The sequence below is a fragment of the Pseudoalteromonas luteoviolacea DSM 6061 genome (genome assembly GCF_001625655.1).
GTDB classification, from domain to species: domain Bacteria; phylum Pseudomonadota; class Gammaproteobacteria; order Enterobacterales; family Alteromonadaceae; genus Pseudoalteromonas; species Pseudoalteromonas luteoviolacea.
The window spans coordinates 39,766-64,428 of sequence record NZ_AUYB01000106.1 but is presented as its reverse complement, the minus strand read 5'-3'; the positions used below and the strand labels follow the sequence as shown (position 1 = coordinate 64,428).

15 protein-coding genes are annotated in these 24,663 nt (G+C 40.2%); 4 read left to right on the top strand and 11 right to left on the bottom strand.

The window, feature by feature from the left end; genetic code table 11:
* Positions 1-87 precede the first annotated feature (87 nt).
* Both N475_RS14620 and N475_RS14615 read right to left on the bottom strand, forming a co-directional pair.
* On the bottom strand, positions 88-702 hold the full coding sequence (locus N475_RS14620) for a DUF4272 domain-containing protein (RefSeq protein WP_063357588.1): 615 nt from the start codon (positions 700-702) through the stop codon (positions 88-90).
* 331 nt (positions 703-1,033) lie between these two features.
* The gene (locus N475_RS14615; RefSeq protein ID WP_063365496.1) at positions 1,034-3,631 is read right to left on the bottom strand and encodes an ExeM/NucH family extracellular endonuclease; all 2,598 of its coding nucleotides are present in this window, start codon (positions 3,629-3,631) and stop codon (positions 1,034-1,036) included.
* 528 nt (positions 3,632-4,159) lie between these two features.
* Here N475_RS14615 and N475_RS14610 point away from each other — a divergent pair.
* Positions 4,160-5,155 (top strand): hypothetical protein, encoded by a 996-nt coding sequence (locus N475_RS14610; protein ID WP_063365495.1) that lies wholly within the window; start codon positions 4,160-4,162, stop codon positions 5,153-5,155.
* A gap of 103 nt (positions 5,156-5,258) precedes the next feature.
* On the opposite strand, the gene N475_RS14605 is transcribed toward N475_RS14610, so the two are convergent.
* Positions 5,259-5,915, bottom strand: a complete 657-nt coding sequence (locus tag N475_RS14605) for a DUF1826 domain-containing protein (protein WP_063357585.1) — start codon at positions 5,913-5,915, stop codon at positions 5,259-5,261.
* Positions 5,916-6,066: 151 nt separating this feature from the next.
* Positions 6,067-8,055 carry a methyl-accepting chemotaxis protein gene (locus tag N475_RS14600; RefSeq protein WP_063365494.1) on the bottom strand — a complete coding sequence of 663 codons (1,989 nt, stop codon included), beginning with the start codon at positions 8,053-8,055 and terminating at the stop codon, positions 6,067-6,069.
* Between the two features lie 666 nt (positions 8,056-8,721).
* On the opposite strand from N475_RS14600, the gene N475_RS14595 reads away from it, so the two are divergent.
* Positions 8,722-13,965 carry an alpha-2-macroglobulin family protein gene (locus N475_RS14595; protein WP_063365493.1) on the top strand — a complete coding sequence of 1,748 codons (5,244 nt, stop codon included), beginning with the start codon at positions 8,722-8,724 and terminating at the stop codon, positions 13,963-13,965.
* Positions 13,966-14,246: 281 nt separating this feature from the next.
* Here N475_RS14595 and N475_RS14590 read toward each other — a convergent pair whose 3' ends face one another.
* From N475_RS14590 to N475_RS14560, 7 genes are all read right to left on the bottom strand, one after another.
* Positions 14,247-14,786: a cytochrome b gene (locus N475_RS14590; protein ID WP_063357582.1), complete on the bottom strand. Its 540-nt coding sequence runs from the start codon at positions 14,784-14,786 to the stop codon at positions 14,247-14,249.
* A 312-nt stretch (positions 14,787-15,098) separates the two neighbouring features.
* Positions 15,099-15,971: a LytR/AlgR family response regulator transcription factor gene (locus tag N475_RS14585; protein ID WP_063365492.1), complete on the bottom strand. Its 873-nt coding sequence runs from the start codon at positions 15,969-15,971 to the stop codon at positions 15,099-15,101.
* 183 nt (positions 15,972-16,154) lie between these two features.
* Positions 16,155-17,507: a DUF1501 domain-containing protein gene (locus N475_RS14580; RefSeq protein WP_063365491.1), complete on the bottom strand. Its 1,353-nt coding sequence runs from the start codon at positions 17,505-17,507 to the stop codon at positions 16,155-16,157.
* An 11-nt stretch (positions 17,508-17,518) separates the two neighbouring features.
* Entirely contained in the window at positions 17,519-19,426 is a 1,908-nt protein-coding gene (locus N475_RS14575; protein WP_063357579.1) for a DUF1800 domain-containing protein, read from the bottom strand.
* Between the two features lie 109 nt (positions 19,427-19,535).
* Positions 19,536-20,918 carry a sensor histidine kinase gene (locus N475_RS14570; RefSeq protein ID WP_063365490.1) on the bottom strand — a complete coding sequence of 461 codons (1,383 nt, stop codon included), beginning with the start codon at positions 20,916-20,918 and terminating at the stop codon, positions 19,536-19,538.
* A complete protein-coding gene (locus N475_RS14565) occupies positions 20,911-21,588 on the bottom strand; it encodes a response regulator transcription factor (RefSeq protein ID WP_063357577.1) in 678 nt (225 codons plus the stop codon). The genes N475_RS14570 and N475_RS14565 overlap by 8 nt, the downstream gene beginning before the upstream one ends.
* Before the next feature lie 131 nt (positions 21,589-21,719).
* Positions 21,720-23,774 carry a S9 family peptidase gene (locus N475_RS14560; protein WP_063365489.1) on the bottom strand — a complete coding sequence of 685 codons (2,055 nt, stop codon included), beginning with the start codon at positions 23,772-23,774 and terminating at the stop codon, positions 21,720-21,722.
* 136 nt (positions 23,775-23,910) lie between these two features.
* On the opposite strand from N475_RS14560, the gene N475_RS14555 reads away from it, so the two are divergent.
* Both N475_RS14555 and N475_RS14550 read left to right on the top strand, forming a co-directional pair.
* Positions 23,911-24,426, top strand: coding sequence for a DUF2975 domain-containing protein (locus tag N475_RS14555; protein WP_063357575.1), 516 nt, complete (start codon positions 23,911-23,913; stop codon positions 24,424-24,426).
* A gap of 2 nt (positions 24,427-24,428) precedes the next feature.
* Entirely contained in the window at positions 24,429-24,638 is a 210-nt protein-coding gene (locus N475_RS14550) for a helix-turn-helix domain-containing protein (protein ID WP_063357574.1), read from the top strand.
* Positions 24,639-24,663: the final 25 nt, after the last annotated feature.

Genomic DNA, 24,663 nt, shown 5'->3' with positions numbered 1-24,663 from the left:
TATCTCTCTTTTCGCCTAGTTGGCCCTTTAAATGTTGATATGTTTAATATATAAAACACTTGAGAGCATTTTACATATTGTGGCTTATTAAGTATCCATTGGGATATCCTCCCACTCTGGATCCACTCCATACACCCAATCTAAAGCGCTTCTTCGTGCACATATAACCCCTTTATCTAATTGATTTTGTGAGTTGTCGTGATTGCAAGCCCAGTGCATTTGGTATAATAAGTCGCAGTTTTTTTGGATATCATAAATAGAAACTCGTGAGGCTTCTTTAATAAACTCACTTGGGTCTGACTTAATAGGAAAATTATCCGCAAGATCGTCATCGCAGTTTTTTAAGTTATCTAGCTCTACAATCCCAAGCGACCATGCAAGCGCTTGCATTGACTCAACCATCCACCTTATCTCATTTTGTTCTTTAGTGCTTATCAATTCAGCTTCTAAAAGTCTCTTTTCCCTATATGTAACAGACTCCCATAGCCCATAACTCTTTAAATAGTCTCTTAATTGTTTAGGATCCGCTCCGTATGCTAGACCAATGACATATGAAAGCGCACAGATCCTTTTGGCGATACTCTCAGCCCCCTGAGGTTTTACCTCAATGAGCTCTTCAATAGTGGGTAAACTTGCGTTTGTGATAATTCCAATACTATCAAGATACGCTTTGTTTCTTTGCTTAATTAATTCTAATTCCATTACAGAGTCCATAGTAGTTATTAGCTGCGTTTATCAATATATATGAATTCTCTCATACGCTTAGGGGGCTTACCCAACCCTAACCACAAAACAGACGTTTTCCATCATTTTTCCGAGTGCGGGTAAAGCTCCAAAACATGCAAATTAGCTCAGCGACAATACATTTTTGAGCACTCTTAGTTCGCTTCTAGGAAAGAATGCATACTCAAAAAAATACGCCCTAATAACATCATATCTCTATGAGCTATAGGACGTAATTTTTTAGTGCCTAAAAACTCTCAACAAACTAGTTGAATGCCTTTGGCTAAGCCAACTTTTTGATTGTTAGTTATTACTTTGAAATGCGATAAGTCAACGTTACATTATGATAAGGTAAAAAGCCTCGAATACCGACATGCCAAGTACCTGATTGAGCATTTTGAATACTACACGTTTCGCGACTCCCCCATTGGTAAGGGCGACAATCGTATCTAAAGAAACGCGGTTTTTTGTTATTTCTTAGATATAAATCGGCCTCTCCAAACCCATCAATCGACACTTCAAGGTTAGAATACCCCTCAGGCACTTCTAACGAGAAACGCTGCCACCAAAACCAACCAAATAAACCTTCTACTTTGCCTTCAATCGTAGGAAATGCATCTTCAGTTTGCAGCTCAATCACAATTGGGTCATGATCTGAAGAGCGGTAACTATGCTCTGCATACAATGACTGCTGATGTTTATCTGATTTGTACTCAACATTGTAATCAAGTGCAACAGGTTCATCTGCATTGATATGCCAATTAGTAACAGCAACGACTTTTTCTGCCATTGATTCACTTGCAAACGCATGGTCTAAGCTCCCCAAACGCCCTTTGAAAACATACGAGTATCCATTGTTTTCAGTCGTTAAAAACTCACTAAGGTTACGATAACCTAAGTTCTGTACGGCTTTAATAGGGTCTTCTTTAGCATACGCGTTAAAATCACCTAAAATAATGGTGTCTTCGTCTTCAACTGTGGTGGGGGAAGTATCTAACCAACTGTTTAGTACATTAACCGCATTGATACGCGTTTGGTTCCAGCAACCTTGTCCATCATTTTGATCTTGGTCAAGCCCTTCGGCTTTACTACAGCTTCCCTTTGAACGCAGATGGTTAACCACTACATTAAACACATCACCCGTAGCTAAGTCTTCAAAGCTTTGCATGACTGGAGGGCGATTTCCATAATCAAATGGCACGACGTCGGTATATGCCGCAACACCGACTTCTTTAACTTTGTTAGTACGATAAATAATTGCAGACATAATCGCGTCTGTGCCAATTTGATCGACCTCAAAGTTTACATAAGCGTAGCTGTTTGCAGAATCGCTAGCATTCAAAGCATCCGTCAACTGCGCAAGCGCACTTTGTGCTCCAAACCCATCATTTTCCATCTCTAAAAGGCCGATTACATCTGCATCCAAATTAATCATAGCATTAACCAATTTGGCTTTTTGACGTTCATACTCTTCTACAGAATCAGCACCACGTTCTGTTGGGAAACCACCGCCAATACCGTCACCGTTAAAGAAGTTTAATACGTTTGCACTTGCAACACGTAAGTTACCTTCGTGTGCAACAGTTGGTCTCTCTTGCCTAATATTGCTTTGAACAAACTGAGGGGTGTTGATTGGGTGTACGCGATATTGACCATAAGCGTAACCGATTGGCCCCTCAATTCCCGTGACTTTATCACCTAACCTAATCGTATTGTAAGCATCCAATTCAGGAGTAGGATAGGGGATAACCTCTGGGTTTTGTTCTGCTGAGCCATCATCTAATGTAATTTCCTTACGTCTATTGCTCGCCTCTACAGCATTTGCATCTGCGCCAGGGTTAGCAACCTGAGTGCCTTGATATAATCTCTCAGTACCCAGTTTTATCTCACCGTATCGCTTCAGCCCGTAAGTGTCGTTTACAACCATCTCGTTAGTTATATTGACTAACATGCCTTCAAAAGGCTCTAGGCCATTTGCTGCGGGTAAGGTAATGTCTTGGCTTATAATTTGAGCATTACCACAAACCGAAATACCGGTTACATTATTAATTTGTGTTTGGCCATATACTTCTTTCACAGTACCTGCAACTTTAACAACCTCACCTGCATTTACTTGCGTAGCGGCGTAGTTGACAAAAATACCTTCTGATGTGAGTACATTAGTGTCTTGTTCTTCTACTTCTTCTTGAAGGAAAAAGCCTTTAAGCTCGCCATCTAGTTGCAGTGAAGAGGTAACCACGCCCTGTACCTGAACCAACTCATCTACCATCGGACTTGAATCAGTTTCACCTTGAACTTGATGAATAAATACATTTACTTCGTTACAAACCAAAGCTGGAGGCTCTACTGGCCCACCAGAGCTGTGCTTTCCAACATTTGAAAAGTCATCTTTATCGAGTGCCACCCACTCGATTGAAGGAACAAATTCATCATTTGGGTTTACGTCGCCAAGAGTTATGGAGCTGTCTCTTACTAAACTTTTATCTTTGGTAGACACACCCTGATCGCTCCACGCAGACCCTGGGTCTACGCCAATTTGACCTAAACTATCTATTACAGTGCCATTTTGCTCTAACGTAATTGCATCATCACCGTTATACCAACTACCATCTTTTTGTTGTTGTGCTTTTAGTCTGAGCTCTTCACTCGCTCTCGCATGGACAATTACATGCGTTGATTTAGGCTCCAGGTCACCTTCCAGAGCTATTGTCATTCCAGAAGTCGCTTTGCCATTGAAATAAAACTTTAGGGCGTACTGACTTAAATCTATAGTACTGTCAGAAGTGTTGTATAGTTCTATCGCTTTATTATAACTGCTTCCTTCAACGTACTCAGACACAATAAGTGAGGCTTGCGCTGGTGCCATCATGCTCGCAATGGCCGTAGCCAAAAGTGTTTTTTTTAACATAGTTATTTTTCCATTTGCTCAAGTTAGGCATAAATAAATTAATATCTCAAACCGCACACTGTATATGAAAAATATTTCATTTGTAATATTTTTGTACAATTATTGATAAATTGTTCTACCTTTCGACTTGAATTAAATAGAAGAGCAATTAAGGGATTTTCAAAACTCTTGCACGAAAATGACACCTTTTTGAAGATTTAAAAACACAAACACACTCTATTTCCAATCAATGAATATACAGAAACACGCTAAAAACCTACCAATGTTAATTTTTAGTAATATGTTATAACAACTCGAACCGCAAACTTTCGGTTTATTTTTTGACCAGCGCCAAAGTCTAGGATAGTGTTTTTAATGTCAAATTATTTGACTAATTATGTATGTATCTGAGAGTCATATATTTAATAAGTAAAATGTTCCAAAAACTCATAATTTAAATATAAGGCTTCATTGATATGCACACCCAGTAGCTATCAGTAGTTTCTAGCTAAACAACATGTAAAAACACAACATTAAAAGGAAATCTTAATGAAACCTGTAAAAAATATTCAATTGTGTATGGTTGCCACCTGTATTTTTAGCAGCGCATCAATTGCACAAGTATCAGTTGAACAAGGTGAAAACTCATCTCTTCAGCAACAGACTAAAGCACAAATTGATATTTCTGTTCAATGTACTGACAGACCGAATGCTTTGCGTCGAGCGCTAAACAAAATATATAACGCTAAAAACGTAACATTCACTATTTCTGGCGAATGTTACGGGCCAATCCAAATCAATCAAGATGGTATATCAATTGTAAATGACGCAGGCATGTCCGGATCGCTTCGAGTTCGGCCCAATAATGCTGACGCTGAAAGCGCAATACTTATAAAGTCCAGTTCTGCAAAGCTCGATAATTTTAATATTGATGTGCCAAACGATGTTGTAGCAGTAACGGCAAAGGCTAACGCGACTGTAGAAATTAATCATATTACTACTAACGCAAAAGCTCACTCAAAAACACCGTTTTACCAATTCATAGTTACAGATAACAGTACAGCTTACTTATCCAATCAATCAGGTAACTCCGTCGGTGTATACAATAGCTCATACACGAGTTTTGTTGAGGATTGTGATCAGAACACAGTAGAGGTTTATGACACCTCTGCTGGTTATTCAAAAAGTGAAAATCATTTTAACTCTGTGCAAGTAGCCGGTAATGGTTACTTTTTAGCTGATGATGAAAGCCACATAAGTACCTTGAAGATTTGGAGTAAGGGCGCGGCAGAAATTAACAATGAAAGCACAGTAGGGGAACTACAAATGGGTGGCCAAAGCCTTTTCGCGGCTTACAAAAACTCTGCAATCTCGGGCCCATACTTTTTATGGGGCAATGTAGTTTTCGAGCTAGAGCATTCAAAAGCATACAACTGGAAAGCGGTGACTAAACCAAATTCAATTATCACTGGAAATAATGCTACTGTTAATGGCGAGTTTTATCCGAACTGGAGCTGGACAGGTCAAGATAAAAAGCTACCTTAATCCGTGGGTATTCATACCTTAGCTTATTCATTTAACTGTGAGTTAAACTGAGTATTTTGTATAATCTGAAAAGAGCGACTTCGCTCTTTTCAAAATAGGTATTTTAGCTAAGATAATCTATGTAAACACAGAGCTTTGCACATTGCTCTCCAAAAGCAGGAGATGCGGTGATCACTGCATTGTGCTCTTGATCTAACCAATCCTTTCCTTTAAATAGGGCAATGTCTCCATCACAAAGCGTGTTCACATCATTTTCTTTTGGCTGCAAAATTGTAGGAGATATTTGGTGCCTTTCTAAAGGGGCGAATTTTACAAATTGCCTTTCTACCCAGCGCTCTCCGCTCCCACCGATAGTTGAGACCATTTTCACTATGCCTTTTTGCTCATGAAAAGCAGGGCTCAATGAGTGCATACAGGGTAAAATTCTCAATCCAATCTCTTTTGGCTCAAACAAAGCTTGAAACATTTCCACCATAAGCGCCACGTGATTATATAAAAGATCGCCATGTGACGTGTCTTTAAATATCGCCTCAATTTCTTTTAAAAGCTCTTCGCTTATCGACCCCTGATATTGAAACCCTTCTTCATGAGCCTTTTTAACATAACTTTGAGCAGCCTGCGTTGCAGCCCAACTAGAAGGGGAGCAGTAGCAGGTTAGCGATGTATTAGAGTCATAAATATTTGAAAATACGCCGGCCACATCATCGATCAAATATTTGGGACCATGAAGAGGCTCTATGGTTTGAGAAGTGTCTAACATAAGGAAACTACTGTTATGTGATAATATTACAACATTACCATTTAATTCGCTTATGCGGAAGGCTCGCCAGTGAATTTATTGCGAATAAGAATTACTAACATAAAGAAAAGTAGTAGAGAGACTACTGATATTAGCGGTCTCCCTTTGCAACTTAATCAATTTTAAAATTGTCCATGGTTCTCTGTAACGTTTCGCTATTGAGTTTCATGTCTTCAAATAGCTTCTTCAACGCAATCGAGGTCTCAAGCTCATCATTAGCAGCCTCTAAAACAGCAGTAGTGCTATTCGAGATGTCCTGCGCAACAGTTGATTGCTGTTGTGCCGCCGTAGCGACAGACGTTGTGAGCTGCTCAACATTATTACTATGCTCACTCACTTGCATAGATACCGAACGCGTCTCTTCAACTTCCTTCATAATTTCGCCAGCCAATTCCGTGTTTTCTTTGATCGCATTCACAACACTTTGACTAATATCATTCAAGTCGTTCAGCAAAGAAGATATTTGTTCCGAAGAATCTTTACTGTTATTGGCAAGTCCCCTCACTTCGTCAGCGACAACCGCAAACCCTCTACCATGCTCGCCAGCTCTAGCCGCTTCAATAGCAGCATTTAAGGCTAAAAGGTTAGTCTGGTCCGCCACACTTCTGATCGAGTCCAATATGGTGTTGATGTCTCCAACCTGTTTTTCCATGTTCGCGGCTAAATCGTTTACATCATCCATGCTGTCTGAAAGCGTATTCATTGCATCTAAATTTCTTTGATTGTCCTCAAGCAGCTTTTTAGACTCATGGTTAAGCTGATCACTCGCGTTGAGTGTGTCCGATGCTGATCGGGCTATTTCTTCACTTGTCGCGGCCATTTCTTCTATAGCTGCAGCAATACTCGACGCCATACTTTGAGTTCGCTGTGCGTCTTCATTCACATGACTTGCAGCTTTGTCCATTTGCTCCCCCAAGTGTGTGCCAACATTGATTGATTTAGACAATCCCAATAACAAATCTTTAAACGCATAAACGGTATTGTGAATCGACTCTGAAATTTGACCCAATTCGTCGCTGGTTCTTAACCTTACATCCAGAGTTAAATCGCCTTCTTTTGCCACTTTTTCTAAGATGCCAGTTAAATGATTTAATTCGTGTTTAAGAGATTTAACCAAATGCAGATTTATTGAAACTATCACTGTCATTGCAAGGAGAAATGAAATGGCAATAAACAAACTTTGGTTAACTAAATCCTTTTTAACCGCTTCTATGTGTGTAACCGTTAACGCCCACTGATTATCTAGCACTTTTTTAACGGCCACTATTTGCTGCGTCGCTTTAGGAAACCAATCGTCACTACTGAGTAAACCATCAAAATTCGGGTCATCCTCATTAACGAGATAATTAATGACTTTATCCAGCTCTTTTGCGCGGCTATCGGACATCGCCTCTCTATACAGTCTTAGCTGTTCACCTTCCAAGGCGGCCTCTAGCTGCTCCTTCAAAACACCAAGTTGAGTTTGAAAATAAGTCAGCTCGCCCCTGACTTTAGCACTGATGGTTTTTTTAGCTAAAACGCCATTTACTTTACCCCTTAATTGCCCTTTACGCTCTTTACTTTTTGCTAAAAGAAACGCCAGTGATAGCTTGGAGGCCAAGTCACGATTACTGATATAGGCTTGCATTCTGGTCGCAGTATCAATGGCGACTTGATTTAGATGACTATAATATTTAAAGGCTTCTTTACCATTTTGACGATCTACCTCGCGCCTCAACGCTGCCTTTCCCTCTAACTCATTGAATAGAAATGGCAGCCATTTCTTTACTTTTTCATCCTCTGCAAACTGGTTGCTGACCATATCTCGTACTTTTCTTTCAGACTGATCTGCTTTGATACGCTGTGCATCAACAAGCTGCTTTTTTTGTGCCGTAGGGTTACCTAAATAACCTGCTGTTAGCCCGCGTTCAATGGCATGATTGTGGGCTACCTTTTCAATTGCATCCAACAGCTTTATGTATTCAATATCCTGATTTGTCGAGTAAAAATCAGTCCAATATTGTGTTGCCACTTTTGCGAGTAAAATAAAAATAAACATAATGAGAGCGAGAGAGCTAATAATGGTAAGCTGCAAAATTGATAAGCGCTTAAGAAAGTGCATCTAAATCTCCAGGGCGTTAACCTTAGTGCACATGAGTACAGCAATGTGCTGATAATTTCTCCTTCATTAAAAGATAGTCAAAATTCCCGTTACTATATAAATTTTGTACAAATTTCGTTATTCAAAATTTAGAGGCACTGAAGTCCCACGGTACTCATGTCACAGATTGACCAAAATCACTTTTTAGGCTTACCACCAGCCTAGTGTTAAGCAAGTAATCAACCATGAGATACCTAAACATCAAATATTCAGCCTTACTCGTGGGAGCGTCATCGACTCATAGCATGGATTAATCGTTAGTACAGACGTGTATAAAATAGAGATGCTTTGCCGTTTTAATCTGATGTTTCATTGCAAAAAAACCCTGCCCCTTGCTGAGCACACTGTTTGAAACTTAACTATTTCTCCCACTATTAGATAATTCTTTAGGAAAAGAAGAATTCACAAACAAATAGTTCAACAATTTACTACCGCTTGACTTGTTAATTTAGCAACAAGGGCAACAAACTCCCGCAGGGTATGTCTTAACTGCACTCCTTTATAAAAAGCATACAGACTAACGTACTGAGCATTCACTCTTTACAAATGCACATAACTCTTTGAATCCGTGTAATATGTCAATGAATTTGATATATTGCGATTATAATTAGAAATTCGTATTTGCCGATGCTCAACAAGTTAATCCTAATTGTATTTTGTCTCGTTGCCTTTTCAGTCAATGCCGAATCACTTCGCGTCACAAATGTCCAATTTATTGAAAATAATAAGCGCCTTAGTCAAGTTCTTATATCTTTTAATCAACCAATTGCTCAATATGGTGAAGTGCCTACAACAAACCAAATAGCATCTGTTCAACTTACTCAAAATATCAAACGACATTGCCATTGGCGGTATCAAGGCAATAACAAACTTAGTTGTGACACCCTAATAGAAACGCCGTCGTACCTGCCGTTAAACATTAAAATCACCAAGCAGTTTTGGGGCATTGATAAAAAAGTTGAAAATGAGTTTGAGTCAAAATGGATAAACAAACGTTTTGCTTTCGAACAACAAACGATTAATGAGCAAAGCCTTTCCATAGTACTCAATACTCCTTTCGAATCTGACCAAAGAGCTGCGCAGGCCATGATTGGGAAAATTCAATTTTCAGTAAGTGGTAACAAAGTAGCATCAAATTCAAGCCAATATACGATTTCGGACAATGGCCGAACTACGCTCGACTTTACTTTTTCCAAACCGATTAAACCTGAAAACATAAAAGCAATTATTCCTAAAGGCTTTAAGGCAAGCTCTTCACACAGTGAGACTGAACAAGACATCGTAATAATTAAAGCGCCCAATTTACCTACCTCCCCAGCGTTTTTGGGACTGTATTGTCAAACCGAACACAATGGGTGGCGTAAAGAACACTATAAGCCTATTCCTGATCGTGTAGATGCAACTTGCCCACCTGAAAGCATTGCTTTTGGCTTTACACATCCGCTTAAACACAGGTTGGATTTATCTGCGATTGTTGAGGGTAGCTTTGAGACATCCCCTATAACGATTAAAAATACTTATGTCGATACAGGACCGTATTTATACAACGTCGCGTTGCGTGGAGACACTGCGTATGAGTTTAATTTATCAAATATCACAAGTGAAAAAGGCGAATACTTTGACAATGTAGGTAAGTTAATAACTTTCCGTACGGGCAAAGAGTCTAGTCATTGGCGGACCCAAGACTACTTAGGAACACAATTTACTTCGTCAGAAAATGCATATATTCCTTTTTACCATAAAAACGCAGTAGATTTAGAAATCAGATATTTTGCGGTCCAAGACACGAGGCAACTACTCCAATGGTTAAACGGCAAAAACAAATCTAACATTCAGACATCATTCGATGTTAAGACCCATAATGACAATAAACTACACATAACTAAACTGCCGGTTTCACACCTTCTCAACAACACAAGCGGCGCCGTTTTTTTCGCTATATCTGGCACAAGTACTGCGGCGCCATATACATCTGACTCTGACAAAAAAAGTAAAGAAGTAATATCAACCGTATCAGATTTTGAGTTAAAAGCATTTACTAACTCAAGACTGTTTGTAAAAGCTATTGATTTTATGACGAGTTCACCAATACAGTCAGAGGTTAGTTTAATTTGCGAGGGAATGAAAAACCCCACTTTTATTGGTCGAACGAGTAAAAAAGGAGAGCTACACTTATCGCGTGATACTTGGTCAGATCTTGTTAAAAGTAATCGTGATAACTGTTGGTTGTGGGCACAAAGTATTAATCAAAAGGCGATGTTAAAACTTGATATAAATGACCAAACAAAAGTTCAAGGAAAAGTCGTTTTTAGCCAGCCTATTTATAAACCAAATAGCCCCATAGATTTTAGCTTGCTAGCTAAAAGACATACTGAGCAAGGGCTAGTCACCATAAAGGGCGACATTAAAATAACGCTGCACAAAGTTGGGAACAAGACATTTAAGCCGATTGTTCTTGATGCTAAATCTGTCTCAGAATTTGGTGTGCACCAGTATAGCCTACCAACAGGGTTACAAAATGAAGGTTACTATAGGATTGAAGCTTCTAATAATAACCTTCAAATCAAAGTGAGTGATTACATCACCATATCTGAATTTATTCCACCCGAGGTTGAGTTTTCCTATTCTCACCCAGCTAGCGTCGGCAATTTAGAGCTCCTAAAAATAAAAGTTACTGGAAAGACTTATAACGGTTTTAAGGCTAAGGACTTTAGCGGAGCGCTCAGTTACAAATACAGCAGTATGTATTCAACACCAAAGGGCTGGCCACTTGACTACAAATACAGTGATAGCAGGGAAGTTACCCGGGCAATTAGAACACACCAAAAAACCACTTTGAAATTGAGTGATGATATTGGTGAATTTAAGTTGGAACTGGCTCCAAACCTCCCACTAACCAAGATAGATCTAAACAGTACTGTCACGTCAGAGTCAGGGGAAAGTCATTTTTATCGTACGAGCCTGCCGTATTTTTCTAGAGAGCATTTCATAGGTACAAAACAAACTAATCATGTACTTAGCATAATCGCACTAGAGAAAGCGGGCAAACAAATAGCCACAGATGCGACTGTATATTTAGCATTAGAAGATGATAAAAAGCTAGCGCTCTGTGCCGGCACAACGCCATTTAATTGTGATATCCCTTTCGCTCATAAAGGAAGGCTAACGTTTGAAATAGAAAGTGAAAATGGCCGATATACATGGACAAGAACACACAATGTCTATTCGAATGAACCAAGTACAAACCCAGCTAAAGCCAGCTTGACCTTAAAAGGGCAAAACCAAGCAACCGTTGGGAGTACATACAAGTTAAACGTGCATTCAGACTTTGCGGGCAAAGCAACAATATTTATAAACGCCGGTGAATATCAGGAGATTACCTCAGCAAAGCTCAGCGAAGGTGAGAACATAATTAGCCTAGATATATCAGAAAAACATTTACCGGGTTTTACAGCCAATATTTACATGCCTTTTAACATCCAACAGCGCAGTGAAATTAAAAACCTAAACGCAGAAGAAGTTAATGAGCTATTTGAAAAATTAACGGAGCAGTTTGAATTTATCCCCGCAAGCCAAAACAATTTTAGTTTGCCGAAAAAGCGCAGCATGTTAGGTACTTTTGCAAGTATAAAGGTCGATGTTACCCATTCGAAGAAGCTAGAGCTTTCAGTTGCTCATCAGACTAATGCAAAACCAAATAGCAATCTAAGTATCACCCTTAATAGTAACCAAGATTCTGACGTACAACTTTGGCTCGTAAATGATGCGCTCTATGACATGACGTTTAAACGTACTAGCGACGTCAGTTTTGATGAACTCTATGACAGCTATTCATATAAACTGCCATTTAATCACTTTTACAACCTTACAAAATGGTCAGTAAATCAAGACGCTTTAAAGTCCCCAGAGCTTTTTAATTATTTTTATTCTCATAATAATACTTATCAAACTCGATATCGCTCTGCATACGCGCCGGCAGCACCTCCACCCAATGGTTCTCGAACTGTTATGGACCAGTCAGTTTGGTTAGATACAGTAAGTGTGAGAGAAGCCACCGCCAAGTCTTTAAATGTACAACTTCCTCAGTTAATAGGACGCTGGAGATTGTTTGCACTGGCAGCAAGTGAAAACAACCATGCAAGGTATGAGGGAGTAATTAATACTTCGTCGGCAATTGAATACTCTCTATATGTGCCACCGAAGATTTTCGACAAGGATCGTGCTTACGCAAGACTCGTAGCCACAAATAGAACTGATCGAATAACTAAAGATAAAATAGACATCAAAATTGGTAGTGAAACAACTCAAGTATATCAATTAGACTTACAGCCCAATGAACGAAATTCATTCAATATCGCTCTCTCGGAACTGCCTTTAGGAAAGCACCAAATATATATTGAGAGCTCAACTGACAGCAGCTATAACCAAACTGCGATATTCGAAGTTATAGACAGTAATTACTCTTTTGAGCGCTCTGTTAAAGTCGATGCTAGCTCAACTCAAACGGTTGTTATACCCAACAACGAACGGGTTACTAAAAGCCATGTGATACCAGCAAACAAGCTATCTCCTGACTGGCATGGGTTATTGAATTATCAAAACAAATACCCGCATCAATGCTGGGAGCAGACGCTATCTAGAGCTGTTAGTTTAAATGACAATCCAGTCTCTAAAATCGACAATAATACAGTTAAAACACTGCTACGCAGTGGCAGTTCACAAAACAGCAGCTCTTATGGCTACAGTTACTTTTCAAATACAAAAACAGACGCTTTTCTAACCGCATACACCTTGCTGTCGCATTACTGGCTTGAGGGTTCCCAATATCAATTTAAAGTAGATCAAACCCTAGTGGAGCGTTTAAAGCAGGAACTTTTGAGTGCGCCAAACTACACTCCTAATGTTGCATCTACCCTCTCAATGCATTCGAAAGGTTGGCTATTATGGGCCCTAGCCGAGCGAGGAGACATTAGTTTAGAAAACGTTAAATATATTAGGTCACAAGGAATTATCGATACAAAAAGCAACTTGCTTCAATTGCTTGCATTAAAGGCTGCTGGAGAGGATCAAGACAGTATCGAAAACGCGCTCCTAAGGATTTTAGACTCAAAGTTTCAAGATAATAGCTTCGCTTCAATTGGCCCAACCGATTCACAATGCTTAGCAATCATGTTGACAGAAAAACAGCCTCTTAGAGATGACATCGCAAAACTGGTCGTTGCCAAACAGCTTGCCACCGGGCATTTTGGCAACACATTAAATGACGCTTTATGCACTCGGGCGCTTAAAAATAGAACGGGTACAACCCCAAGTTTTGCTGAGCTGACTCCAAAAGTTCTAAATGATTTTGTGACCGAGTATAAAATTAATACAAATATCAGAGGTGACTACTATCTTCGAATGACTGCAAGTCGCTCATTTGAAGCTGATACCGCTAGTTTTGGCGGTATCGGTATCACTAAAAGCTATCAAACTCTACAGGAAAATGAGTGGGTAACGACAGAATTAAATGAGATTAAAGTAGGGCAGTTGGTGAAGGTGAAGCTTGTCGTATTTAGTCCTATCGAACGAGAGCATGTCATTGTCACAGACCGTTTACCCAACGCACTCGTCGCGGTCAACCCTATACATCGCAACAAACAGTACACACATTGGATAGGAGAGCGGGCTTTATCAAGTCAACCCATGACTGAGGCAATGCAAAAGGTCGTTTGGCATAGATACAAACTTGAGCAAGGTCATACTCTGTTTGAGTATTTAGCAGAGGCAAGGTTCAGCGGTGTTTATATATCTCCTTCAGCAAAAGTTGAGCTAATGTACACACCCGAAATATACGGTAGCTCAGGCGCAACTGCGTTAGAGGCGCACTAAAAGTGGCTAATTATGTCACTCGTCTTTATTATCGCGCTGTTTATTGCGTTTGCGAATTTTATCCAACTTTGCTCGTTGAGCACGGCCAAATAAAAAGAGTAAACAAATAACCAATAAAACCAGTATTAACGAGAAGCTTCCGCTATGGGTTACCTCAATCAATGTATTGCTCCTGTTAAACCAAAGGAGCTACAAATGTAGCGCTAAAAATGCAAAACTTACAAAAAAGAGCTCAAAACAAATGCATTCTGGGCTCTTTTTTACGTATTAGTCAAAGCGTATTACACTTTTCCAGTCATTCTGTTTAATGTGTCATCTTTGTCTATAAAGTGATGCTTAAGCGCTCCCGCTACATGAAATACTATTGCTGCGCTCAAACAGTAACCAATTATCCAATGTGCGGTCTTTGAGATCATAAAAACAGATTCATTGTAAGGCTCTATTCCGTCTCCTACTAAATTTTCACTCACGAGTGAAAAACCAAATATATCGACTCCATAGCCCCCAAACCCTGAATACAACATACCGCTAATCGGCATCAAAGCTGTGCCAATAAGTAGTGCCCAATGCATCAGGTGTGACAGTTTCTGCTCCCATGTTTTGTGCGAATTGTTCGGTGTGGGGAAACCTTGTATGAGCCGATACATAACCCTTGGTAGTATGAGTAACAAGGCCAACACGCCAAGGCTTTTGTGAATATCATAAAGCGCCCACACTTCAAAGTTTGCCATGTAAATGCCAACCACAATTAAACTCAGCATGGTAATACCGACTAGCCAATGTAAAGTGCGAGTTGCTAGCGTAAATGTTTTATTTGTCATAATTTGCTCCTATCTAAACCCTTTCAAACAAATTTATAGATAGAGGTTTATGAAGCAAAGAGCTTGGTGATAAATGGATTAATTTTGGGGTGTATTAACCAACTCCTCCATTCGTCCCAAAACTTAGTAACTGATTTATATAGATATATTTTTATTGAAGATTAAAAACGCGTTGGAAAGAATACTTTCAAAGTACTTCTAAAGCGCTTTTTCTTTACTTAGTTTAGAGATATTCGTGCTTTTTGACACATGACCCACTAAAAACATCAAACCTTATTAGCCTGTTTTATATACAAAAAAGCGGTATGACTTCTATGCAAGTTCAATAAATTCTCTCAACTTTGCACGTTTACTTTTACTCACTGGAACGACTTGCCCACTACATAAGATGACGTCGCCATGCCCGGAGCGATGGTTTTTTACGGTGCTGACCTTATTTAAATTCACTACAAATGAGCGGTGGCATCTAAAAAATTGTGTGTCATCGAGCATAACTTCTAACTCTTTGAGAGTAATGCGAACCAAATGCGTTGCCGTGGGTGTGCTAATCTCGAGATAGTTACCACTGGCTTGAACAAAAGTAATGTCACTTTGCTGTATCTCTAGGTTCGGATTACTAAACTTAAGAGTAGTAACTTCGGAGATGGCTAACTCTTTAGCTGTATCATCATCAAGGGTTATATCTACCTGTTGCGGCGCAAGTAGGTTACGATGGTTGGATGCCTCCGTCTTTAAATGTCTTTTCGGCGATTTTGGCTCTCGGTCTATTTGCTGCATCATTTTCCAGACTACAACAATCGCAACAAAGGCAATCACATGTTTATGCCAGTTAAAAAACAGGCTTTCTTGCCAATGCATCGCTTCGATAAACACGTCAACAGAAGTGTTAATGAGTAGGGCTATCCCTACGGCATAAAGCCCAATAATTAAATAGTGCAAAATAGGGCGGTCGCGATACTGAGTAGCGTTAAGCGCAAAGCAAAGCGCTGGTGTCATTACCAGCCAAACGCCGAATTCCTTTAAAGACCAGCCGATAGAAGACAGTACATCAACTCTTTCTTTAGCGATAAACAAACTATGCGCTGTACAATTCAGACACACAGCTGCCAGTACTACCACCCAGCCCAATAAGATCAATTGATAGTCTTCAAAACGTTTCAGGTTTTTAAAAATAGATTGCCCCATCTCTGCTCCAGCTTAATCACAACTCGCCAAACTGCTTTTATTTTTACAGCTCACAGTGTACCGATTCAACCTGTAGTTGCAATAAAACTGAATGAATAACATCTCAATGAACGGAAAGCATTTGATAGAATTGCGTTTTGAACAGAGTAGCAACTGCGCCTAAAGGCGCAGTTAACTAATTAGTTAAGTAAAAAGATTAGGAGCTGGCCCAAATTTACTTAAATTTGGAAACACACTGCTCAATGTCGTGTCATCTAAACCCAACCAGTTACCCAATGATGCAGCATATTGGTCTACGGCCATTGTTGGAATTAACCTACCACTGCCGGCATCCAGTTCATGATTAAACTCTGCTTGAGGGATATCACCAAAAATAGTGCCTCCGTTAATTGCTCCACCCATTACAAAGTGGTGAGCGCCCCAACCGTGATCTGTGCCATCGCCGTTTATGGCCAGTGTCCGGCCGAAATCCGATGCAGTAAACAACGTGACATTATTACTTAACCCCATGCTTTCCATTGCATTATTAAATGCGGTCAAGGCACCATCGAGTGCAGCTTGGAGTTTAGGCAGACTTCTAACTTGTTCCGAGTGTGTATCAAATCCACCCATCGCAACGACGAAAATTTGCCTTTTAGTTTGGAGTTGCTCTCTAATCGCTATCGATCTAGTTACTGACTCTAATTGACGGCCAAGAAGGGTAGTTGGAAAAGTTGGGATGTTCAGTGTTTGGCCTGAAATTGCTGTATTGTACATTTCATTGGCTTCAAAAGACTGATTTATCTTAGTACTTAAGTCTTGTTCCAACACATTACTTGTTTGGTGGCCAAGGGCGCTGAAATGCGCTTGAACTTCTTCATTACCAGCAAATTGATTCAGTAAATCAATGGTTGCCGCCTTGCCATCAGTAACATGGTAAGGTGTTGTATTAGTCCCAGTAACCAATAACCCTGCACTGGAAGTTGTCACCGCAGAAAAGGTATTTGCTTCTTGAACACCAGAACTAATTAGTGCGTCATTTAATCGTCCGGCCCACCCATATTGGGCCCCTTCAGCTTTACCAGACATCCAAGTACTTTGCTGGTCGTTATGAGAAAATAACCGAGAAGGAAGCTTAGCAGTTTCAGCCTTTATCGAGCTCGCCGTGACAGGCTCTAACAATGGGCCCACATTTCCAATGATTGAAAGCTTACCGGACTGATACAAATTTGCTATCCCCGCCATTTCGGGAGGCAGCGCAAATTGCCTACCAGAAAACCTTGTCGGTGTGTTAATTGGCACCAAACCTGCCAAATCTCGTTTGGTCGTATATTGGCTTAATAGCGGCTGCCTAATTTGCGCCCACTTATTATAGCTATCAGTATCATATGGAATTATTGTGTCGTGATTATCCATACCGCCATACAAAAACACACAAACCAGAGCGCGATATTCATCGCCTGCGACTTGAGTATTTGCCAATGCCTGTCCCATATTCAATATTGAAGATGCTACTACGCTTGCGCTTGCAGTTTTCAAGAATTTACGTCTATTCATGGTGCCAATCCCTATTTTTGAATTATGTAATCAGGTGAAGACATCACCATTAAAATGGCGAGATGAACTCTTGGTAGATAACCATCGTCATCATCATTAGGCACTTTTGATAAAGCAGCTACCATATTATCTTTGGTTTGCGTACTCATTTGGTTTGCGCACAAAAGTAGATCTAGATAGCTAACAAGTTCAGCCGGAACCTGAGCAATTTGTAAGAGTGGCCCATAATCCGGCTTAAAGCTCTGCAGTGCTTTTTCTAAATCGAAATTTACACCAATCTCATCAAACTCCTCTTTTAATTCATCAAGATCTGCTTCCTGTTGCTGCCCCATCACAAAGTAAGTCATGAAATTTATGTAACCAGGAATGGAACTAGCGTTCGTGATCTGTAGTTCAGGTGCCACAAGACCCATTTCTGCACTTTTACTTCCTGGCGCTTTATATCCAGGGCGAAAGTAGTTAAATACACTAGGAGAGCGATATGGGTGCTGGCCTAAATCCGCGGTTGCGCCGGTTTCCCATAATTGAGGAATATACTTAGGCTCGATATTTTGTACATTGAACGCGCGAGCCCAATGAGTAAAACGCAATATTGGCTCTCTGATTTTGCCGCCTGTATTTGAAGCTACTTGTCTAGCTTCTGAGTCAAACAGAATTGCAGCTAATGTCGCGGTTAAGTCACCTCGCTTATCAAGTCCTACAGAAGACCCATCAGGTAAGACAAACTTCCCAGATTCAAATGCTGCCACCACTCGAGAGACATAGTCAGGGCTTGGGTTTGAGGTGACCAGTCGCTGTATTAATTGCTTGCTAACAAATGGCGCTAAGTTATCATGATTAAATATGTGGTCTATGGCTTGTGTAATTGAACTCTGAGCATCTGTCCCAGAAGCAATGGTTAAGCCCAAGAACGTCTTTTCTTTCTCAGAATGTGACTCTGGAAAGATCTGCATAGGCTTTGTAAATCGTGTATTGATTAATTCCTCAGGGTCATCTTCATTTAGGTTCAAACCTGTGAATACGCGAGCCAACCCGGTTATATCCGTGTTGTCGTAAAGCTCAACCGATAAACCCTCGCTGTTTAATGCCGCAGTGCCGTCTTTATTCAGTGCGACAACACCCAAAGTGAACAATTGCAACAGCTCGCGAGCATAATTTTCATCAGGCATTCGACCTGTTTGCTCATTACCTTTTTCATTACCCATATAAGTGAGATAGTGACCCATAGCAGGGGAGTAGGTCACTAACTCTAATACACTGCGATAATTTCCAAATGCATTTTGGATCAATAAATCTTGATACGCCGCTACGGCTTCGGGGATATCTGTTAACACCTCACCGCCTGCATTTGAGACCACCAATAATTCTGACAAAGCAAAAGCCATTCTTTGCCTAAGTTGGTCTTGGCCTGCAATACTATTTCGCCAAAACGCGAGGGAAGTTTGTTCGATATGAAATAGGTTAAATTCGTCGTCAGGATCATCGGGTGCTGCTGCAACAACCGCTGGTAATACAAGGCTTGCGGGAACCTCTAATTGCGACTTAAACCACTGCGACGCACTAGTGCCTTGTAAAGTTCTTATTTGCTCCGGAGTCGCGCCAAAGGTTGCCTGTTGAATAAACTTAGACACATTTTGCATTGAAGCAAATGTATCGTCTTCTTGTGTGCCATTGTCAGGGCTATCGTTGTCTTGGTCTGTATCGCCTTGGCCTGCATCACCCTGATCAGAGTTGTCGGTGTCAGTTTGGCTGTTGCCATTGTTGGAATTATCTTGACCTGAATTCGAGTTTTGATTTGAGTTATTATTGGTGATATTACTATTGTTGGTTTGTTCACTATCGCCTCCACCTCCACAGCCTACTAATAAGCTGATTAATAAAGCAAAGGCATAGTGCTGAATCGTACATTTTATTGTCATGTCCTGGCCCCATGCTTTTTGTTTTCATTACAATAAGTGTAGAGCCAAATACCCATTTTGTGTTTTACACTTACCATACAATAAGCATACAAAATTGTAAGGTTCGCAATTATTGCCCTGAAATGGGCACCTCAATGTTAAAAACTGCGCCCTTTTGGTTTGGTAGCAGTGTCAATGTCGCACCGTGTACTTGGCAGATTGCTTTAACAATACTTAGCCCTAAACCGTTGCCCGGTTTTGCTCGACTAATATCGGCACGATAAAACCTCTCAAAAACGTGTGGTTGAGCCGCTGGAGATATTCCAGGTCCATCATCACCAATTTGCAAAAGCGCTGACTCTGTATGGCTTTGTAATCTCACCCATACGTGCGCACCCACGTCGCTATATTCAAGCGCATTTTCTAGTAAATTACATATCAATTGAGACAGTAAATCTGCTTCGCCGACACAATAAACATCGCTGACAGTTGATAGCTCAAGTTTACGGCCTGAATCTTCGAACACTGGTTCATAACTCAGTGCTAAATCGTCTATCAATTCAGATAAATTGAGTTTTACGAACTTATCCTTATGCTGCCCAGATTCAATACTGTTGAGGCGCACCAAATTATTAAACGTTGAAATTACCGAGTTTAAATCGTTACTCGCATGGTTAAGGTGCGTTTCGATTAAACTTGGTTCGCTAATATCATGCCGCATACTTTGCAATCGATTAGCAACTCGTGAAAGGGGAGTTTTCAGGTCATGGGCAATTCCAACAGACATGGTTTTCATAGTGCCATGAAGCTCTGTAATATCATCCAACATAGTATTGATACTGTTTACAATATCGTTATTGATTGGGCACTTACGAGATATAGGCAAGCGAGTTGAATCAGGTGATTTGGCGATTTCTGAAAGCACTTTTTTAGTCGATGCAATCCATTTTTGTTTCCTGTACCTTCGACTAAGCACAATACCCAAAATGCACCCTGAAAATATAAATGAAAAATAAACATACAGCTGCCAAACAACCCCAGTTACAAATGCACTTTCATAGCTTTTAGGCTGCAATATAATCACAGTAACTTCTGCATCTAGTTCAATACGGATGGTGAGTAACTCGAATTGCCGTTCGCTATCGAAGCTTAGTAACTGCCATTTAGCGACATTGTCGGCATCAAACTCTAACTCACTACCCAACAATAGATTGTTAGATTGAACAACTTTAAATAGATTATCATGTTCATCTAAACGCTCTAGACTTTCTGCTCGGCCCCAAATTGGACGCTCGTCCAGTTCTAAATCGTCAAGTATCCAATCTAATCCGTGCTCCTGATATTGCTCTTTAAGCTCTGTGGAAAAATCTGTTAGCTCTTCCATTTGAGATTGGTTGATGGAATGAACCGCAAAAAAACCGCCTAAGGCGAATAGGGTGCTACATAACGCAAGCAATAAGCATGTCTCTATTAAGGCGTATTTAATGTCATAGGATTTTAAATATTTAGTCATGGTCAGAAATAATATATCCACATCCACGAATGGTTTTAATGAGTTCAATGGAAAAGGGCTTATCAACTTTGTTTCGTAAACGGCTAACATGTGTCTGAACGAGACTCGTTTTTGGATCAAAGTTAAAACCCCAAACTTTCTCAAGCAACATGGTTTTTGTCACAAGTTGTCCTGGGTTAAGCATGAGGTACTCTAAAATCTGATACTCTTTTTGGTTCAGTTCGAGTGTTAAACCAGCTCTGGTAACCCTTCTAGCTGTGCGTTCTAATGTAAGATCTCCCACACAAAGGCAAAGGGCCTCTTGTTTTAAAGGCGTTCTGCGTGTTAGTGCTTTTAAGCGCGCATAAAGCTCCGAAAAATCGAAAGGCTTTACTAAATAGTCATCAGCCCCCGCGTCCAAACCTGATACGCGGTCTGAGGTTTCACTCAGTGCTGTTAACATTATAATTGGGGTCGTAACATTGCTGCTGCGCAGTATACGAACAGCATCTATGCCATCCATGTTTGGCAGCAATCTATCAAATATGACGACATCAAATTCATTTGACGATACTAGCAACATACCCTGCTGCGCAGTGGCTACGTGATGGACAACTTCACCATGTTGTTCTAGGCCACGCTTAATGAACTCTGCCGTATCTAGATCGTCTTCAACAATCAGTACTTTCATAACATCTTGAGTTATTGTTTTTTACAGTGTAACTGATTAGACCGTAAAGCTGAGATACAATTTTGTATGATTTAAAACTAAAACAGGTCAGAGCGACTCTGACCTGATTACTTAATTGGCTTTTTTAAAAATTAGAGCTTACTAGTGTCTACCTTGAGCGAAGTCAAATGTGCTTTGATTTTCTTATCTACGCTTTGAGACTTGTTTCCACCCAAATGCTTTGCAAAGAATGTTTCCATCGCGATAACCGTAGCCACTTTATTGTCATGCTTTTTAAAACCATGCCCTTCGTCTTTAGCAAGAATATATTCTACATCTCGCCCTGTTTTGTGTAGCTCTCGGGCAATATTATCCGATTCAATTTGCGTAACCCTTGGGTCATTTGCTCCTTGAATTAGCATCAATGGTGTTTTGATTCTATCCACAAAATTAATAGGAGAGCGCGATGCCATATCTTTGCGATCCGACTCAATTAACGGATCTCCTACAGCTTTAAACCAAGTACCTAAGTATGGACGGTACACTTCCGGCCAAGACTCTACTAATGTAATCAAACTAGAAGGGCCAACATAAGAAATAGCAGCTTGGTAAAGGTCAGGTGTAAATGTCGTGCCAGCTAAGGCAGCATATCCACCATAAGAAGCACCCATAATCCCAACTCTTTCTGGGTCTGCAATGCCTTGTTCAATTAAATACTTCACACCATCTGTTAAGTCTTGCTGCATTACACCAGTCCCCCAATTACGCTCGCCTTGCATGGTAAAACTCTTACCAAAGCCTAATGACCCGCGAAAGTTAGGCTGTAATACAGCGTATCCTCGATTTGCGAAGAAATGCGCAAAAGGCACAAAATAGTCGCTGCTATAACCCCAATGATCTCTATGCCATGGGCCTCCGTGAGGTAAAACGATTAATGGTAAGTCCACTTGGGATGTTCGTGGCAGCGTTAAATACGCTTGGATTTCCTGACCGTCCGTCGCGGTATAAGTAATACTTCTTCGCTCGCCTAAAAGACTGGGGTCTACCTTCGGCATCTGGTTAAGTAAATCAATTAGCGTCTTGTTATTAGCTGCATATACAAATTTTCGTTTCGGCCTATCCGGAGATGACACAGAGATATGCCATTGATTTTTTTCATGGTCAATCTTATCCACTAATACATCAGCATCACCATTGAAGTTACTGCGTATGTCCGCCAATGTTTGTTTCGCATGGTCATTCAGAGGATAGTTTCTTAGTCGACCGCCATAATAAGACACAATCAAGGGCTTATTGTCTTCGCCAAAAACAATGTGGTGCAAATCAGATTGGTCTAACGGGTCCTTATGTGCAGTGCTTATTTTGTCCGTTTTCAAATTAATGAGTAGTAATTCTTGTTTATCCCTTCCTTGAATATCAGCACTCATATAGGCCGTGTTAGCCTCTTTATCAAAACTATAAAACTCAAAAGATTCCCCTGGCTCTGTAGTCATGACTTTGACCCACTTGCCGTCAACCAGTTTATGTAAAGTACTTGAATTATCTCGATTCATGTTAGAACCAAGAATAGCTTTACCGTCATCATTGATAAACTGAGCATTGAATCCTAGCTTGTTTTCAAACACATTAGTCATCTTTTTGGTGTTGATATCCAAGTGAAACAAGTCTATTCGGCCTCTATCATCGTGGTTTGCTTCAATGACCAGTACATTTGGATCTGCGCTAAGTTGGGACTCAAGCCCATAGCTTACATCGTCATGCGCAGTTAACCTTGAAACAGAGATTGGTGATCTCAAATCACTTGTAAAGTTCAAGCTGAAAATTTGATTATTTTCATTTCCTTCGTGGTCTCTAAAAATAAAAACCTCATTTTTATTTGCGGACCAACGAAATCCGTCAATACCATCTTTGTAATTAGTAACAGGCAATGCGTCTTCCAACGAACCGTCGTGTGGCACCAAGAATAAATTTTGTGCACCTTCATGTACCCTCATAAATGCGATCCATTGGTTATCCTTTGAAATGGACACGCCATTAATCTCACTTTTATCAAAAATAGCTTCGACAGGAACAAGCGCATTTACTGGCGCCTGAACCGTAGTTGTAGGCGTAGAGTCAGTGGTTGTGCCGCATCCTGTTAGTAACAATCCAGTGCATACTGCCATGCTGATGATTGACTTTTTAATCAGTGAATAATTCTTTGTCATAGTGAGATACTCCGTAATCAACTTAAAAACATCATTGCATGAATATTTATTATTGTAAAACGATAATTTTATGTTTTTTTACAGCAATTAATTTATGTGTTAGTATTCCTCCATACAATTTAAGGAGTAAATGTGCATGTCACCATACGCATATAAAGTTCAAAAACTCAGCAAAACAGCAAGATTAGCAATGCTTAGTATCTCCGCAGTAATACTTGGTTTTATGGGCTTTCAACTACTGGTTAATGGTCAGGTAAGCTACATTGATAGCATCCCATTTATAGGTTTATGGAATGGTGGCGAAGCCAGTCAATTAATACTCTTTATTGCTTCAGCACCTACGCTGCTGCTGGTTCTTTTAAGTATTTATTGGATGAATAAACTGCTTTTAGAGTTTCAACGGGGAGACTTCTTTAGTCATACTTCTTTCCGCTGTTATATAGGGTTTGTCTGGACTAAAATTAGCGCGATCCTGTATGCGGGCATATTGAATTTTGCAATGGGAATGTGGCACTCCGAACTTTATGAGTCAACTGAACTCATTGTAAAAATCGAGTTTGGATACCTGACCACACTGATTTTACTTGCCATAGTTGCCCACTTACTCAAAGCCGCAAAAGAAATCGAAGACGAAAACAAAGAGTTTATTTAAGCATGGATATTATTGTTAACCTAGATGTTGTGATGGCCATGCGTAAGGTATCATCAAAAGAATTGGCCAAAGCGATAGGCATCACAGAAGCAAACTTGTCTTTACTTAAACGCGGTAAAGTGAAAGGAGTTAGGTTTGAAACACTTGCTGCCATTTGCAACTACCTTGAATGTCAGCCAGGAGACATATTAGCATTTAAAGCTCAGGAGTAGCCTGAGCTTTAACGCGAATGATCAA